The organism is Alsobacter sp. (genome assembly GCF_059501845.1).
Genome location: NZ_JCACDK010000013.1, coordinates 41,828 through 58,172, shown reverse-complemented (window position 1 = coordinate 58,172; position 16,345 = coordinate 41,828). Strand labels below are relative to the sequence as shown.

Here is a 16,345-nt window from a genome sequence, read left to right as displayed (position 1 = left end):
CGCTCGCCATGGTGCAGCAGCACGGCATTGCGGACGTGATCGCCCGCATCCTGGCCGGACGCGGCGTCGAGCCGCCACAGGTTCCCGAGTTCCTGGAGCCGAAGCTGCGGACGCTGCTTCCCGATCCCGATTCCCTCCGCGACATGGCGGCAGCGGCCGGCCGCCTCGCCGACGCCGTGCAACGGGGCGAAAGTGTCGCCGTCTTCGGCGACTACGATGTCGACGGCGCCGCATCCGCCGCGCTGCTGGCGGGCTATCTCATGCGCGCGGGCGTCCCGGTGCGGATCCACATTCCGGATAGGCTGACGGAGGGGTACGGGCCCAACGTCGAGGCCATCCGCATGCTGGCCCGGGAAGCCACGCTTCTCGTCACGGTCGATTGCGGTACGACGAGCGACGAGCCGCTGGCGGAGGCACGCGGGCTGGGGCTCGACACCATCGTCCTCGACCACCACCAGGCTCCCGTCGCGCTTCCTCCGGCCCTGGCCATCGTCAATCCCAACCGTCAGGACGACCTTTCCGGCCTGGGTCATCTCTGCGCTGCGGGGGTCGTCTTCGTGACCCTCGTCGCGCTCAACCGCGAGCTGCGTCGGCGCGGCTTCTGGGCGGGACGCGAGGAACCGGACCTCCGGGAGTCGCTCGACCTCGTAGCCCTCGGCACGGTGGCCGACGTGGTGCCGCTCACGGGGCTCAACCGCGCCTTCGTCCGGCAGGGTCTCGCGGTGATGAAGGCGCGCGGCAGGCTCGGCCTGCGGGCGCTGGCGGATGTCGCGCGCCTGGACGGGCCGCCGCGCCCATATCACCTCGGCTATCTGCTGGGCCCCCGGATCAATGCCGGAGGGCGCATCGGCGACGCCGCGCTCGGAGCGCGTCTGCTGCTGGGGGAGGACGAGACGGAAGCGGCGAACATCGCCGGCGAACTCGACAGGCTGAACGGCGAGCGGCAGGCGATCGAGCAGATCATGCTCGCCGAAGCGGAGGCCATGGCACTCGCAGACCTCGAGCGTTTCGGGGACGAGCATCCCGTCCTCTTCGTCGCCAGCGGGGGCTGGCATCCCGGCGTGGTCGGGCTGGTCGCCGCAAGGCTGAAGGAGCGCTTCGAGCGCCCGGCCTTCGCCTTGGCCCTCGGGGACGACGGGCTTGCCACGGGCTCGGCGCGATCCGTCCAGGGCGTCGACCTCGGCCGGGCGGTCCGGCATGCCGTCGAGGCCGGCCTCGCCCGCAAGGGCGGCGGGCACGCGATGGCGGCGGGCCTCACGGTGGAGGCGGCGCGCATCGGTGAGATCGCCGCGCATCTGGCCGAGGCGCTCCGCGCCGACGTGTCGCTGGCCCGCCAGAACCGGGCGCTGACCATCGATTCCATCGTGACGGCCGGAGGCTGCAGCACCGAACTCGTGCACCAGATCGAGGCGGCGGGACCCTTCGGCGCAGGACATCCCGAGCCGGTGATCCTTCTCCCGAACCACCGCGTCGCCGACGTCGGCGAGGTCGGCCGGGGCCATGTGCGCGCGACGCTGAGGGCCGGTGACGGATCGACGCTGAACGCCATCGCATTCCGCATGGCCGACCAGCCTCTCGGCCTCGGTCTGATGCGCGCGCGCGGAGAAGCCGTGCATGTCTGCGGCCACCTCGCCGTCGACCGCTGGAACGGCCGCGAACGCGTACAGCTGCGGATCCTGGACGCCGCGCCGGCGGGGATCGGCCCTCCCGAGGTCAGCCGTCAGCGTCCGGCCGTTCCATCCACTTGATGAGTGGCATCAGCGGCAGGATCCAGGCCATGCCGGCGACGAGATAGAAGACGGTCTGGATAGGCCGCGCCGCGTCATGAACGCGCCCCTGCGCGATCACCATGACCACGAGGGCATAGGCTATCACGAAGACGAGCATGACGACGGCGCCGATGAACTTGCGCGTGGTGCGACGCATGGTGCGCTCCGTGGGGTCGTCCTGCATGCGGCGAGAAGCCCGTTGAGCCGCCGGACGTGCGGGACTATGTGTCGCCGCGTTCCGAACGATCAAGAGTGCGCGTTCGAGGAGAGTGGAAATGGCGCAGGCCCTGACATCCCCGGCGCTGGCGTCGACCCCGGCGGCAGCCCGAGGCGAAGGCGCCTTGCGGGCATGGCTGCTCGCGATTGCGGTGCTCGTGTTCGCCATGGTGGTCATCGGCGGCGCTACACGGCTGACCGGCTCCGGCCTGTCCATCACCGAATGGAAGCCCGTCACAGGCGCCGTGCCGCCGCTGACCGAGCAAGCGTGGTCCGTCGAATTCGACAAGTACCGCGCGAGCCCGCAATACGAACTCCTCAACAAGGGCATGACCATCGAAGAGTTCCGGGAGATCTACTGGTGGGAGTGGTCCCACCGGCAGCTCGGACGGCTCATCGGCATCGTCTTCGGCGTGGGGTTCATCGTTTTTGCCGGCGCCGGAATCCTGCGCGGAAGGCTGCTTGCGGCTGTGGCCGGCATCGGTGTGCTCGGCGGCCTGCAGGGTGCCATAGGCTGGATCATGGTCGCCTCGGGCCTGAAGCCCGGCATGACGGCAGTCGCTCCGGTGAAGCTGATGCTCCACCTCACGGTGGCGAGCCTGATCTTTACCGCCCTTGTCGCCGTCTGGACTGGCCTGAGGCAAAGGGACGCCACCGCAAGCCGAACACCGCGAGTCGCCGCCGGCCTGGCCACGGCCGTGCTTGTGGTCGTGCTCCTGCAGATCGCGCTGGGTGCCCTTGTGGCGGGGTCTAAGGCGGGCCTGATCTACAACGACTGGCCCTTCATGGCCGGCCGGCTCGTGCCTCCGGCCAGCGAACTCCTGTTCGTTACGCCCTGGTACGAGAACTTCTTCGACAATACGCTCACCGTGCAGTTCAACCACCGTCTCGTCGCCTATGCGCTCCTGGCGCTGGTGCTGGTGCAGGCATGGATCCTGAACAGGGATGTCCCCGGAACCGGCGCGGCACGGCGGGGCAAGGTGGTCGCGGGCCTGGTGCTGGCGCAGGCGGTGGTCGGCATCGCCACGCTGGTGACGCAGGTGCCGCTGCCGCTCGCCCTGCTGCACCAGGGTTTCGCCATGGTCGTGCTCGCGATGGCGGCAGTCCATTGGAGGCTGGTGCGCGCGTGATGGCGGGCTGCGGCCGCGCCATTGCTTTCCGGCGCTCGGCGGCTATAGTCCGCGCCGGTTTTTGGAACGCCCGATCGCCGGAAAGGGCGCGGCGCGTCGTGTGCGGAGGACTTCAGTGATCTCGCCAGCTTTTGCCCAAGGTGCTGCCCCAACGGGCGGCGGCATGGACATCGTTCTTCAGCTCGTCCCTTTCGTTCTGATCTTCGTGATCATGTACTTTTTGATCATCCGCCCGCAGCAGCGCAAGGCGCGGGACCATCAGGACATGCTGAAGAACGTGCGCCGCGGCGACCAGGTGGTCACGACAGGCGGTATCGTCGGCAAGGTGACCATGGCCACTGACGACGCTGATCTCGAAGTCGAGATCGCCGATGGCGTGCGCGTCAAGGTTGCGCGCGGCATGATCGCTGACGTCCGGTCGAAGGGCGAACCCGTCAAGTCGTGAACTCGGCCGGGCCGGCCGCACCGGCCCCTTCTGCGAAGGCCTGCAACGTCCGATGCTCCGTTTTTCCCGCCTCAAGGTCGCCGGCGTCATTCTCCTGACAGTCCTCGGCGTGCTCTTCACGCTGCCGAGCCTGATGTTTCCCGAGACGCGCAAGGCGGTGGAGCAGTCGATTCCGGGGTTCATCCCGCGCTGGCTCGTCCCGCACCAGGCCATCGTGCTCGGCCTCGACCTGCAGGGCGGCTCGCACGTGCTGCTCGAGGTCGACACAAGCGCCCTGATCAAGGGCGAGGTGAACCAGTTGCGTGACGACGTCCGGCGCGTCCTGCGCGACCAGCGCATCTCGCTATCGGGCGGAATCGGCGTTCAGGCTCGCGGCGTATCGGTGCGCGTGCCAGAGCAGGCGGACCGCGAAAAGCTGCTCCCCGAATTGCGCAAGCTCGTCCAGCCCATTGGCGGCGTGCTGGGGCAGGGGGCCGGCAACAATATCGACATAACCGAGCAGCCCGACGGTCTCGTCCAGATCAACGTGACCGAGGCCGGCGTCAACGAGCGCGTGCGCAAGGCCATCGACCAGGCCATCGAAGTGCTGCGCCGCCGCGTCGACGCGCTCGGCACGACGGAGCCGAACATCCAGCGCCAGGGCGTGGACCGCATTCTCGTGCAGGTTCCCGGCCTCCAGGATCCGCGCCGCCTGAAGGAGATCCTCGGCACGACCGCCCAGCTCGAGTTCCGGCTGGTCGCTGAGCCGGGTGCCGCGCCGGGCGACGTCGAGATGCTGCCCAACCAGGAGGGTGGCGGTGAGTTGCCGATCGAAAAGCGGGTGATCGTGCAGGGCCAGGATCTCGTCGACGCCCAGCCCTCCTTCGACTCGCGGACGAACGAGCCCATCGTCAACTTCCGCTTCAACGTCCGCGGCGGTCAGCGCTTCGGCCAGGTGACGACGGAGGCCGTCGGCCGGCCTCTCGCCATCGTGCTGGACCGCAAGGTCATCTCCGCGCCGCGCATCCAGACGCCGATCACCGGCGGATCGGGCCAGATTTCGGGCCGCTTCTCGGTGGAACAGGCCAACAATCTCGCGATCCTGCTGCGGGCCGGCGCGCTGCCAGCGCCGCTGACGATCGTCGAGGAGCGGACCGTGGGCCCGGGTCTCGGCGCGGACTCCATTCAGGCCGGTAAGCTCGCGTCGTATGTCGCAAGCGCCCTCGTGGTCGCCTTCATGTTCGTCACCTACGGCATGTTCGGCCTGTTCGCGAACATCGCCCTGGTTGTGCACGTGCTGCTGATCTTCGCGCTCATGTCGCTCCTCGGGGCGACGCTGACGCTGCCCGGAATCGCCGGCATCGTCCTGACGATCGGCACCGCGGTGGACTCCAACGTGCTGATCTACGAACGCATCCGCGAGGAACACAGGCTCGGGCGCTCGATGGTCTCGTCGTTGGAGGCGGGCTTCCAGCGCGCATTCGCGACCATCATCGACTCCAACGTAACCATGTTCATCGCCGCGGCCATCCTCTTCATGCTCGGCAGCGGGCCGGTGAAGGGGTTCGCGATCACCATGATCCTTGGCATCATCACCACCGTGGTCACCGCCGTCACCATGACGCGCATGATGATCGCGCTGTGGTACCGCTGGGCGAAGCCCCAGCACCTGCCGTTCTGACCGGAGCGTCGCCATGAAACTGCTTCGCATCGTTCCGGACGACACCAAGTTTGCCTTCATGCGCTTCCGGCGCGTGAGCTTTCCGTTCTCGGCTCTGCTCTCCGTCGTCGCGATCTTCTGCTTCTTCTTCGTGTCGATGAACTTCGGCATCGACTTCACCGGCGGCACGCTCATCGAGATGCAGGCGCGCTCCGGAAAGGCGGACGTCGCGGCGGTGCGAGCAACGACGGAAGACCTCGGCGTCGGCGACATCGAGGTGCAGGAGTTCGGCGAGAAGGGCGACGTCTCGCTGCGCTTCGGGCTGCAGCCTGGTGGCGAGAAGGGGCAGCAGGCCGCGCTGGAACGGGTCAAGCAGGTCTTCGAGAAGGACTACGATTTCCGGCGCACCGAGGTGGTTGGACCGCGCGTTTCGGGTGAGCTCGTCCAGTCCGGCACGCTCGGCGTCGTCCTGTCCGTGGTCGCCGTGCTCGTCTACCTCTGGTTCCGCTTCGAGTGGCAGTTCGCAGTCGGTGCCGTCATCGCGACGCTGCACGATCTCGTGCTGACGATCGGCTTCTTCGCAATCACGCAGATCGAGTTCAACATGACGTCGATCGCGGCGATCCTCACGATCGTGGGGTACTCCCTGAACGACACCGTCGTGGTGTTCGACCGGATCCGCGAGCTCCTGCGGAAGTACAAGAAGATGCCGACCGAGGAGCTGCTAAACCTTTCCATCAACTCCACCCTGTCGCGCACGGTCATGACCTCGGTCACGACCATGCTGGCGCTGCTCGCGCTCGTCCTTTTCGGCGGCAAGGTGATCGAGAGCTTCTCCTACGCCATGATGTTCGGCGTGGTCATCGGCACCTACTCGTCGATCTTCATCGCGGCGCCGGTGCTGATCTATCTCGGCGTCCGTGTGTCCGGCGAGGCTCCTGCGGAAGCTCCCGCCGCAGCCGCCCCCGCGCGCCGGGCGGCGAAGGCCAAGCCCGGGGAGCCCGGGCAGAGCCCGGCCTGATGGAGGGGCGGCGCTACGAGGGGTTCGTACCGGGGCGCCATCCGATCGACGCCTATGGGCGGGGCGGCTTCCGCTTCGCCGACATGTCGCACCGCGGCTCCATCCTCGCCCTTCCCTCGGGCATCGCGGCCTGGCCGGTGGCCGGCCCGGCGGACCTCACCGCCGAGGTGTTCGCCCCAGTGGTCGCCGAGGCGGATGCCATCAGCATCCTTCTCGTCGGCACCGGGCTCGATCCCGTCTTCCTGAACCCCGAAATCCTCGCCCTGCTGCGCGGCGCCGGGATCGGCGTGGAGGCCATGCAGACCGGGGCCGCGGCGCGCACCTACAACATCCTGCTCGGCGAGAACCGGCCTGTCGCTGCCGCGCTCGTCGCCGTCGACTGACGCGCCATGCCGCCGCCGGCCGGCTCCGATCCCGCCGATCTCGATGCGCTACTGGCCCTGCTGCGCGACAACGACCGCGACAGGTACTTCGCCGTGCTGTTCTCGCCCGCAGAGGCCCGGCCGGCCCTCGCTGCGCTCTATGCCTTCGCGCTCGAGATCGCGCGGGTGCGCGAGCGCGTTTCCGACGCACTGCCCGGCGAAATGCGCCTGCAATGGTGGCGCGAGCTTCTGGCCGGCGAGGCGCGCGGCGATCCCGGGGGCAGCCCCGTCGCACGCGGTCTTCTCGATGCAGTTGCGCGCTACAGCCTGCCCATAGCCGCGTTCGATGTCATGATCGATGCGCGATCCTCCGACCTCTATGACGACCTGCCGCCGACGGTTGGAGACCTCGAAGGCTACTGCGGGGAAACATCGTCGGTCGTCATGCGGCTGGCGAGCCTGATCCTGTCCGGAGGGCTCGACCCCGGCGGTGCCGAGGCGGCCGGCTACGCGGGCGTGGCCTACGCCCTTGCGGGCCTGCTGCGCGCCTACCCCTGGCACGCCGCCGCGGGGCGCCTGCATTTGCCGGAAGACCTCATGGCGCGGCATGGCCTCACGCGGGAGGCCGCCATGTCCGGGGTGGCGACGCCTTCTCTCATGGGCGTGCTGGCCGATCTTCGCGCTCTCGCTCGCCAGCGCCTCGCACAGGCCGGACCCGGATTGGCCGGCCTCCACCGGACGCCTCGGCTGGGAATGCTGCCGGCCGCCCTGGTGAGCGATTATCTGAACGCGATGGAGCGGCCCGGCTACGACCCGTTCAGGACGCGTGTCGACATGCCGGATCTCAGGCGGCTCTGGCGCTATTGGCGCTGGCGGGGCTGAGCGGCGCTACTCCGCCGCTTCCCGTCCTTCTCCGTCGACGCGACCCAGCCAAGCTTCCAGGTCTGCGCGTGCCCGGCGGGTCAGCGCGTGCTTTCGCGCCACGGCCTTGGCCGGTCCGCGCAGCCTCTTGCCGTCCTCCGATTTGACGGGCGTTTCGAGAGGCGGAAACAGGCCGAAATTCACGTTCATTGGCTGGAATGACCGCGGCCCGGCATCGATGGTGACGACGTGTCCGCCCGTGATGTGGTTGACCAGCGCGCCAAGCGCGGTCGTCGCAGGCGGCGGCTCCATGACGCGGCCGAGCCGTTCCGACGCGGCAAGGCGCCCGGCCAGCAGACCCACGGCCGCGCTCTCGACATAGCCCTCGCAGCCGGTGATCTGGCCCGCGAAGCGCAGCCTCGGCTCTGCCTTCAGCCGCAGCACGGGGTCGAGGAGCACGGGCGAGTTCAGGTATGTGTTGCGGTGGATGCCGCCGAGCCGGGCGAACTCCGCATTCTCCAGCCCCGGGATGGTGCGCAGGATCCGGACCTGCTCGCCATGCTTCAGCTTCGTCTGAAACCCGACGATGTTGTAGAGCGTGCCCAGCGCGTTGTCCTGGCGCAGCTGCACCACCGCATAGGCCTTGCGGTCCGGCTCGTGCGGGTTGGTGAGCCCGAACGGCTTCATCGGCCCGTGCCGGAGCGTTTCGCGCCCTCGCTCGGCCATCACTTCGACCGGCAGGCATCCGTCGAAATAGGGGGTGGACGCTTCCCACTCCTTAAAGGCGGTCTTCTCTCCCGCCAGCAGGGCATCGACGAACGCTTCGTACTGCTCCCTGTCCAGCGGGCAGTTGATGTAATCGGCGCCCGTCCCACCCGGCCCGGCCTTGTCGTAGCGCGATTGGAACCACGCCTTCGACATATCGATGGATTCACGGTGCACGATCGGCGCGATGGCGTCGAAGAAGGCGAGCGACGTTTCGCCGGTGCGTTCCAGGATGGCCTGGGCCAGGGCCGGGGAGGTGAGGGGACCCGTGGCGATGATGACGGAATCCCACTCGGCCGGAGGCAGCCCCGCCACCTCGGCCCGGTCGATCGTGACCAGGGGATGTGCCTGGAGGGACGCCGTTACCGCGGCTGAGAAGCCGTCCCGGTCGACCGCCAGCGCTCCACCGGCGGGCACCTGGTTGCGGTCGGCGCTGTTCATGATGAGCGACCCCATCCGGCGCATTTCGGCGTGCAGCAGCCCTACCGCGTTTGCATCCGGGTCATCCGACCTGAATGAGTTGGAGCAGACGAGCTCCGCCAGGCTGTCAGTGTGGTGGGCGTCGGTGCCCCGCACGGGACGCATCTCGTGCAGGATCACGGGAAAGCCTGCGGAGGCGATCTGCCATGCGGCTTCTGATCCGGCGAGGCCACCGCCGACGACATGGATGGGGGAGGGGAGCGACATGGCCGGAACCTAGGCGCGCGCTCCGGTTTGGGCAACAGCAGTGAGAACCGCGATAACCGCAGCGCAGCTGCGAAAATACCCGATCGGTTTAGTCACCATTGCGCTACGCGCACGAAGGTAAACGGATCTTAGAAATGCTATGCGTTTTAAGAATGCCTTTCATGTGGGCGTTCTGCTACCTCGAAACGCAGCACCGGCCTATATGCAGTGCAACAAACGCCGACCGGAGAAACAGGGCGCTCCCATATTCCGCCCCGGATTTCCGCGTTCCGCACTGCAACGGAGACCGACCATGCTGACCGTCAACACGATCGCGAAGAAGGTTCGCGACTGGAACCGCTACCGCAACACCGTGCGTGAGCTGTCGCAGCTCACCGACCGCGACCTGAACGACCTCGGCCTGAGCCGTGGCGACATCAGGTTCGTCGCCCGCAAGCACGCTCGCGCCTGACGCGGTGGCCCGCCAGGGCCAAACAGTTTCCCGAGGGCCGTTCCTCCCCTCCCGCGGCCTGAGGGTCGAAAGCGCCCGCCTCGCAAGAGGCGGGCGCTTTCAGTTTCAGGCGGGGAAAACCCTCGCCGGCAGCTTGCCTGGCCGGGGTGCGTTCGCTAATCGTTCCCCTCGATTCCCGTGACACGGAGAGGCAGGACCGTGGGCAAGCCGGTCGACCCGCCGCAGGACGGCGACGGCATCGAGAGCGTCGACCTGAAGGCGGCGCTCGAGGAGCGCTACCTCGCCTATGCGCTCTCGACGATCATGCACCGCGCCTTGCCGGACGCGCGCGACGGCCTGAAGCCCGTCCACCGCCGCATCCTGCACGCGATGCGACTTCTGCGCCTCGATCCCGGCCAGGCCTTCAAGAAGTGCGCCCGCATCGTCGGCGACGTCATCGGCAAGTTTCATCCGCATGGCGACCAGGCCGTCTACGACGCCATGGTGCGGCTCGCGCAGGATTTCGCCCAGCGCTACCCCCTCGTCGACGGGCAGGGCAATTTCGGCAACATCGACGGCGATAACGCGGCTGCCTATCGCTACACGGAGGCAAGGCTCACCGAAGTCGCCCGGCTTCTCCTCGACGGCATCGACGAGGACGCCGTCGACTTCCGCGACACCTACAATGGCGAAGACGAGGAGCCGGTCGTCCTTCCGGCCGCCTTCCCGAACCTGCTGGCCAACGGCTCGCAGGGCATTGCGGTCGGCATGGCAACCTCGATCCCGCCGCACAACGTTGCCGAGATCTGCGACGCGGCGCTCTACCTCATCGCCCACCCCAAGGCGACGTCCGAGCAGTTGATGACCTTCGTTCCCGGTCCGGACTTCCCGACCGGAGGCGTCATCATCGAATCGCGCGCCTCGATGGTGGAGACCTATCGGACCGGCCGCGGATCGTTCCGGGTTCGCGCGCGCTGGACGAAAGAAGAAACCGGCCGTGGCACGTGGGTCGCGGTCGTGACCGAAATCCCCTACCTGATCCCCAAGGCGAGGCTGATCGAGAAGATCGCCGACCTCGTCAATGAGCGAAAGCTGCCGCTCCTGGCGGATGTCCGGGATGAGTCCACAGAAGACGTGCGCATCGTGTTCGAGCCGCGCTCGCGCAGCGTCGACCCCGCCATCCTGATGGAATCGATGTTCCGGCTGACCGAGCTCGAAAGCCGCGTCAGCATGAACATGAACGTGCTGACCGGCGGCCTCGTCCCCCGGGTTCTCGGCCTCACGGAAGCTCTTCGCGAGTGGCTCGACCATCGCCGCGTCGTGCTGCAGCGCCGTTCCCGCTTCCGGCTGGGTCAGATCGAGAAGCGGCTCGAGATCCTCGGCGGCCTGCTGATCGTCTATCTCGACCTCGATCGCGTCATCAAGATCATCCGCGAGGAGGACGAGCCGAAGCAGGAGTTGATGCGCTTCTTCTCGCTGACCGACAACCAGGCCGAGGCGATCCTCAACACCCGCCTGCGCTCGCTGCGCAAGCTGGAAGAGATGGAACTGCGGACCGAGTTCGACGCGCTCACCGTCGAGAAGGGGCAGATCGAAACGCTGCTCGGATCTGACGAGCAGCAGTGGAAGACCATCACCTGGCAGATCCGCGAGGTGAAGAAGACGTTCGGCCCGCACACACCCCTGGGCAAGCGCCGCACCACTTTCACCGACGCCCCCGAGACGGCCGATATCGATCTCACCGAGGCGATGGTCGAGCGCGAGCCGTTGACGGTGGTGCTCACCCAGAAAGGCTGGATCCGGTCGCTCAAGGGCCATGTGCAGGACCTCGGCAATCTGCAGTTCAAGGGCGACGACGGGCTGCTCACCTCCTTCTTCACGGAGACGACGGCCAAGATCCTCGTTCTTGTCAGCAATGGCCGCGTCTTCACGCTGGATGCCGGCAAGCTGCCGGGAGGGCGCGGCTTCGGCGATCCCGTGCGGCTCCTCGCCGACATCGACGAGGGCGCCACCATCGTGCAGGCTTGGCCCTGCAAGGCCGGCACCAAGCTCTTCTTCGCTACCTCGGACGGGCGCGGCTTCATTTGCCCGACAGACGACGTCGTGGCGAACACCCGCAAGGGTCGGCAGGTGCTGAACGTCGACGAGAACGAGCGCGCCGTTCTGGCCGTCCCGGCGGAAGGCGACCACGTCGCCGTCGTCGGCGAGAACCGCAAGCTTCTCGTCTTCCCGACAGGCCAGTTGCCGGAGATGGGCCGCGGCAAGGGCGTGAGGCTGCAGCGCTACAAGGAGGGCGGCCTCGCCGACGCCAAGGTCTTCACCCTGGAAGACGGCCTCACCTGGACCGACACGTCCGGCCGCACATGGACCGTTTCCCGGCCCGAACTGGACGCGTGGCTCGGCAACCGCGCCGAGTCCGGCCGCCTGCCGCCGAAGGGCTTCCCGAGAAGCAACCGGTTCTCCGGCTGAGCTCCCGCTACATCACGCGTTGTTCCCGTACCTGTCGTCGATCGGCGGTTCCTTCAGGAAGAAGACGCCGATGCTGGTGCGATAAATCTCGGCCAACCGCTTCAACTGCCGCCAGTCCGGGTTGGACCGGCCGGTTTCCCAGGCCGAGAGCGTCTCACGGGAGACGCCGGCATGCCACGCCGCCTGGTCCAGCGTCAGGCCCGAGCGGTTTCGCGCCCATGGGAGTAGGTCATGGCCCAGGAGGGCGAGGAGACGATGAGGCATTGCAGCCCCCTGCTGTGTGATGGCCAGCCCGCAGTCGCAGAAAAGGATGCGGCGTTCCATCCGGCAGGGCAGGCGGGGGCGCGCAGGCGACGACGGGAGATAGCCTGAATTGGGCCGCAGGACGGCCGGTTCAACGCATCGATTCGCAGTGTCTTTTTATCGATGAAAGAAGTTTGAACCACAGAGCCCGCTTGTCAACTCAACTGCATGCAACCGATAATTGTTTAAGTGCTGTATTACCTGAACCTGACGTCACAAGTTGCGTCGTGTCACTCGACGCGCTGCCATCCCTGCGGGGTCAACCGCTCCTGGGGCTTGAACCGGGCCTTGTAGGCCATCTTGGCCGAGCCCTGCACCCAGTAGCCGAGGTAGACATAGGGCAGCCCCATGCGCCGGGCGCGCAGGATATGGTCGAGGATCATGAACGTTCCGAGGCTGCGGGGCGTCAGAAGCGGGTCGTAAAATGAATAGACCATCGACAGCCCGTCGGAGAGGACGTCGGTGAGGCCGGCCGCGATCAGCGGACCGTGTCCCCGGCCGTCGATGGCAGTGTCCGGCCCGTGCCGCCTGTACTCCACCACCCGGGTCTCGATGTGGCTGTCCTCGACCATCATCGCGAAGTCGAGCGCCGTCATATCGGCCATGCCGCCCGTCGCGTGGCGGGCGTCGAGATAGTGCCGAAACAGCGAGTATTGCTCGGACGTCGGGGTGTTGGCCCGCATGTCGCCGATAAGGTCCTCGTTGGCATCGAGCACCCGGCGCATGTTGCGCGAAATGGCGAAGTCGTTGACGACGACGCGAATGGAGACGCAGGCCCGACATCCGTCGCAGGCCGGCCGATACGCGATCGTTTGCGAGCGGCGGAAGCCGGCATGTGTCAGCACGTCGTTGAGCTCGGATGCGCGCCGGCCGATCAGGTGCGTGAAGACCTTGCGCTCCATGCGTCCCGGCAAATAGGGGCATGCCGTCGGCGCCGTCAGGTAGAACTGGGGCTGGTCGCGGGACTGGGTTGTCACCCGGCGCTTCCTCTCGACGCGGTGTCACCGCTCAATCATGCCAACGATAGCATCGCAGACGCGTCTCTCAAGGGCTTGAGGCGGGAATACGCCTCTGCGCAGCAAAAGATTGCCGGGCAGGTGGATCAGGGAGATCCGCGGCGAACCGCCACGAGCCCGGTCAGCAGATCATGGAGCAGACGGCGGTCGTCTCGCAAAAGCCCGAACAGGAGCACGAGAGGCGTGAGCATGGTGACGCTCACGTAGAAGAACACGGCGTGCACGGCCGCCACGATGAAAGGCGGTGTCTGCCCGCTGGTCGTGCGCATCTCGACGCCGAACATGCGCATGCCCACCGTGCCGCGTCCTTCCCCGGACACGGTCAGTCCGCTGTAGATCAGCCCGACGACCGGAAAGAGCGGCGGCAGGAACACAAAGGCCAGCCCGAACGTGCTGAGCAGCAGCAGGATCCAGATCGCGAATGTGATCAGCCCGACGATGATCAGGTCGATGATCACGGCCAGGCATCGACCGGTAAGGACGCCGCTGAAATCCTGCGGCGCATAGGGCGCCAGCGTGGTCGTGTCGTTCATCGTGTTCCGTCCCGCCGGTCGGTATGGCCGGCCTGCCTGATGTGGCCCTTTGCGCCCGAGTTGCAAGCGCCGCCGCGCGGGCTCACGGGGATGTGGCCTGGCGCATTCGTTCGACAAAGCGCGGGTTCCAGCCCTCGGATGCCAGCGCGGCGATCACCGATTGGGCATGAGCCCCGTCGCGCGCCTCGATCGTGACGTCGAGCGAGACACCCTTGGCGGGAACGTCCAGGAAAAGCCGGCCGTGCGACACTTCGAGGATGTTGGCGCCGAGCTCCCCGAGCCGGGATGCGATCGCACCCAGCATTCCCGGCCGGTCGACGATCGTGAGGCGGAACGAGACGATCTTCCGGTCGCGCTCCAAGGCCCGCACCATGATGGCCGCGACCAGGCGGGCGTCGATGTTGCCGCCGCACAGCACGAGCCCCACCTTGCGCCCCTGAAAAGGCGCGGGATCGGCGAGGATAGCCGCCAGGCCGGCCGCGCCCGCGCCTTCGGCCATGCAGCGGGCAAGCGTCGCGAAGGCATTGATGCCGGTTTCCAACTCCTCCTCGCTGACCAGGACGATGTCGTCGGCGAGATCGCGGACAATCGGCAGGGTCAGCCGCCCCGGCGTCTTCACGGCGATGCCCTCGGCGAGTGTGGCGCCGCCCACCGGCCGCTCCTCGCTGCGCACGGCGTTGCGAAAGGACGGGTAGAGCTGCGCTTCCACTCCCACCAGGCGGATGGACGGGTTGATGGCACGGGCTGCGACCGCCATGCCCGAGAACAGCCCGCCGCCGCCCACGGGGACGACCAGCGTGTCGAGGTCCGGCACCGCGGCGAGCATTTCGAGTGCGATCGTCCCCTGGCCCGCCATAACGGCGGGATCATCATAGGGATGGACGAGCACCGGCGCATCGCGCGCCAGGATGCGCTCGACCTCGCGGCTCGCTTCCTCCAGCGTGTCGCCTTCCAGAACCACGGTGGCGCCGTAGCCGCGGGTATTCTCGACTTTCACCATCGGCGTGCCCCTCGGCATGACGATGGTGGCGGGAATTCCGAGTCGGCGGGCATGGTAGGCGACCGCCTGCGCATGATTGCCGGCCGACAGGGACACGACTCCGCGGCGGCGCTCTTCCTCGGTCAGCGCCAGCAGGCGGTTCAGCGCGCCGCGTTCCTTGAAGGCCCCGGTCGCCTGCAGCGTCTCGTACTTGACGTAGATCTCCGCGCCCGTGGCGGCCGAGAGCCGCGGGGAGGGGAGGGTGGGGGTCGCAAGCACCTGGCCAGAAATGGCGGCTGCGGCGGCCCGGATGTCGGCAATGCTGATGGCGTAAGTCATGGCGGCCCCGTCCCGTCACACCCGCCGCGGCGTGGCGTCCCCGAAGCCGAAAAGGCCGCCAGGGCGCAGGGCGAGGACAATCGAGAGCAGTGCGTAGACTGCCACGTCACGGCTGTCGATGGGCATCGCTGCCGACCACAAGGCCTCGGCCAGCCCCAGCGCGAGCCCTCCCAGCAGCGCACCGGGCACGGATCCCACGCCCCCGAGCACGGCTGCCACCAGCGCCTTGAGCCCCACGGTGAGGCCCGAACCGTATCCCACGCCGCCGAAATGCACCGTCACCACGAAGCCAGCGAGCCCGGCCAGGGCCGCCGACAGGGCGAATGTGATCCCGAAGAGGCGCCTTCCGTCGACGCCGAGCAGCACCGCCATCTTCGGATCGTCGGCGAAGGCACGCCACGCCCTGCCGAAGCGCGTCCGCCAGAGGAGCAGCAGGAGGCCGATCCCGGCCACGAGGCAGACCGCCGTCGCCAGCATGGCGACGGGTGTCGCCGTTACCACGAAGTCGCCCGATCGCCCAAAGGCCCACGGCCGGTTCATGAACGGCGGAACCCAGCGCAAGGCCGGCCCCTGGACCAGCCGCATGTATTCCGACAGCACCAGCATGAGGCCGGTCGTGGCGACGAGGATGGGCAGCCCGCCACGCCCGGCGAGCGGCGAGACGACCAGCCGCCCCACCACCACGCCGTGAAGCGCGCCAGTCGTGACCGCAACCGGCACCGCCAGCGCGATGGCCGCGAGGAGGCCCAGGCCGCCGGCGAGCGCCATCCCTACAACAAGCAGCGTCGCATAGGCGGCGAGCGCGGCCAGTTCGCCGAAGCCGAAGACGATGCGGCCGATGAGGCCGTAGACGAGGGAGTAGGCGGCCGCCAGCAGAGCGTAGACGCAGGCTTGGGGAAGGCCCGACACCGACTGCTGGAGTGCATAGGCGGCCCAGAACGGCATGTCCGGTACCAGCGCCTGGGCCGGCCTGTCGCCGGGGTCAAGATCCATGGCCTCGGGTGTCGCCAGCCAGAACCGGCGCAGGAAATAGAGCTGCGCATCGCCCAGTGTTCCCGCCTCGGTCGTCACGGAAACGAGGTCCTGGCGGCCCGGCGCGAGGCCGGACCCGGCGAAGCGGCAGGAGATGAAGCGCGTGCGCGAGGGTCGGCTGGGCTCCTGCACCCGGTAGACGATGCGCACCGTGTCAGGCGTCGTGCCGGGCGCGATGCGCGAGATCTCGAAGATGGATCCGGGCTCGTGCAGCGCCGGGAGTGCCATGCGGCAGATACGCGCCTGGTCGCTGTCCGTCTCCGGCCCGCAACCGGACAACGCCGCGACTGCGGCGGCTGCCAGCCATGGCGCCTTCGAACGTCGCAGGAATGCCGTCAAGGCGCCCGCG

Annotated in this window: 16 protein-coding genes; 9 read left to right on the top strand and 7 right to left on the bottom strand. The window is 67.8% G+C overall.

Annotated elements, in window-relative coordinates; genetic code table 11:
• Positions 1-8: 8 nt before the first annotated feature.
• The gene (recJ, locus tag AC5JCN_RS10960; RefSeq protein WP_495755109.1) at positions 9-1,748 is read left to right on the top strand and encodes a single-stranded-DNA-specific exonuclease RecJ; all 1,740 of its coding nucleotides are present in this window, start codon (positions 9-11) and stop codon (positions 1,746-1,748) included.
• Here the strand turns inward: recJ and AC5JCN_RS10955 are convergent.
• Complete coding sequence (locus AC5JCN_RS10955) at positions 1,714-1,926, bottom strand: DUF2842 domain-containing protein (protein WP_495755089.1); 213 nt, start codon at positions 1,924-1,926, stop codon at positions 1,714-1,716. The genes recJ and AC5JCN_RS10955 overlap by 35 nt on opposite strands.
• 118 nt (positions 1,927-2,044) lie before the next feature.
• Here AC5JCN_RS10955 and AC5JCN_RS10950 point away from each other — a divergent pair, with 118 nt between their 5' ends.
• From AC5JCN_RS10950 to AC5JCN_RS10925, 6 genes are all read left to right on the top strand, one after another.
• Complete coding sequence (locus AC5JCN_RS10950) at positions 2,045-3,115, top strand: COX15/CtaA family protein (RefSeq protein WP_495755088.1); 1,071 nt, start codon at positions 2,045-2,047, stop codon at positions 3,113-3,115.
• 163 nt (positions 3,116-3,278) lie between these two features.
• Positions 3,279-3,560 carry a preprotein translocase subunit YajC gene (yajC, locus tag AC5JCN_RS10945; RefSeq protein ID WP_495755087.1) on the top strand — a complete coding sequence of 94 codons (282 nt, stop codon included), beginning with the start codon at positions 3,279-3,281 and terminating at the stop codon, positions 3,558-3,560.
• Positions 3,561-3,612: 52 nt separating this feature from the next.
• On the top strand, positions 3,613-5,220 hold the full coding sequence (gene secD, locus AC5JCN_RS10940) for a protein translocase subunit SecD (RefSeq protein WP_495755086.1): 1,608 nt from the start codon (positions 3,613-3,615) through the stop codon (positions 5,218-5,220).
• A gap of 13 nt (positions 5,221-5,233) precedes the next feature.
• Positions 5,234-6,220 (top strand): protein translocase subunit SecF, encoded by a 987-nt coding sequence (gene secF, locus AC5JCN_RS10935; protein ID WP_495755085.1) that lies wholly within the window; start codon positions 5,234-5,236, stop codon positions 6,218-6,220.
• Positions 6,220-6,603 (top strand): Mth938-like domain-containing protein, encoded by a 384-nt coding sequence (locus AC5JCN_RS10930; RefSeq protein ID WP_495755084.1) that lies wholly within the window; start codon positions 6,220-6,222, stop codon positions 6,601-6,603. Before secF ends, AC5JCN_RS10930 begins: the two co-directional genes overlap by 1 nt.
• Positions 6,604-6,609: 6 nt before the next feature.
• Positions 6,610-7,464, top strand: a complete 855-nt coding sequence (locus tag AC5JCN_RS10925; RefSeq protein WP_495755083.1) for a phytoene/squalene synthase family protein — start codon at positions 6,610-6,612, stop codon at positions 7,462-7,464.
• Between the two features lie 6 nt (positions 7,465-7,470).
• Here AC5JCN_RS10925 and trmFO read toward each other — a convergent pair whose 3' ends face one another.
• On the bottom strand, positions 7,471-8,895 hold the full coding sequence (gene trmFO, locus AC5JCN_RS10920) for a methylenetetrahydrofolate--tRNA-(uracil(54)-C(5))-methyltransferase (FADH(2)-oxidizing) TrmFO (protein WP_495755082.1): 1,425 nt from the start codon (positions 8,893-8,895) through the stop codon (positions 7,471-7,473).
• Between the two features lie 292 nt (positions 8,896-9,187).
• Here trmFO and AC5JCN_RS10915 point away from each other — a divergent pair, with 292 nt between their 5' ends.
• Positions 9,188-9,346 (top strand): DUF1127 domain-containing protein, encoded by a 159-nt coding sequence (locus tag AC5JCN_RS10915; protein WP_495755081.1) that lies wholly within the window; start codon positions 9,188-9,190, stop codon positions 9,344-9,346.
• A gap of 198 nt (positions 9,347-9,544) precedes the next feature.
• A complete protein-coding gene (gene parC / locus AC5JCN_RS10910; protein WP_495755080.1) occupies positions 9,545-11,794 on the top strand; it encodes a DNA topoisomerase IV subunit A in 2,250 nt (749 codons plus the stop codon).
• Between the two features lie 12 nt (positions 11,795-11,806).
• On the opposite strand, the gene AC5JCN_RS10905 is transcribed toward parC, so the two are convergent.
• From AC5JCN_RS10905 to AC5JCN_RS10885, 5 genes are all read right to left on the bottom strand, one after another.
• On the bottom strand, positions 11,807-12,058 hold the full coding sequence (locus AC5JCN_RS10905) for a helix-turn-helix transcriptional regulator (RefSeq protein WP_495755079.1): 252 nt from the start codon (positions 12,056-12,058) through the stop codon (positions 11,807-11,809).
• Between the two features lie 269 nt (positions 12,059-12,327).
• Positions 12,328-13,074: an arginyltransferase gene (locus AC5JCN_RS10900; protein ID WP_495755078.1), complete on the bottom strand. Its 747-nt coding sequence runs from the start codon at positions 13,072-13,074 to the stop codon at positions 12,328-12,330.
• Between the two features lie 125 nt (positions 13,075-13,199).
• The gene (locus tag AC5JCN_RS10895; RefSeq protein ID WP_495755077.1) at positions 13,200-13,646 is read right to left on the bottom strand and encodes an RDD family protein; all 447 of its coding nucleotides are present in this window, start codon (positions 13,644-13,646) and stop codon (positions 13,200-13,202) included.
• Positions 13,647-13,728: 82 nt separating this feature from the next.
• Positions 13,729-14,964 carry a threonine ammonia-lyase gene (locus tag AC5JCN_RS10890; protein ID WP_495755076.1) on the bottom strand — a complete coding sequence of 412 codons (1,236 nt, stop codon included), beginning with the start codon at positions 14,962-14,964 and terminating at the stop codon, positions 13,729-13,731.
• Positions 14,965-14,979: 15 nt separating this feature from the next.
• Positions 14,980-16,335, bottom strand: coding sequence for a branched-chain amino acid ABC transporter permease (locus AC5JCN_RS10885; protein WP_495755075.1), 1,356 nt, complete (start codon positions 16,333-16,335; stop codon positions 14,980-14,982).
• Between the last annotated feature and the right edge of the window lie 10 nt (positions 16,336-16,345).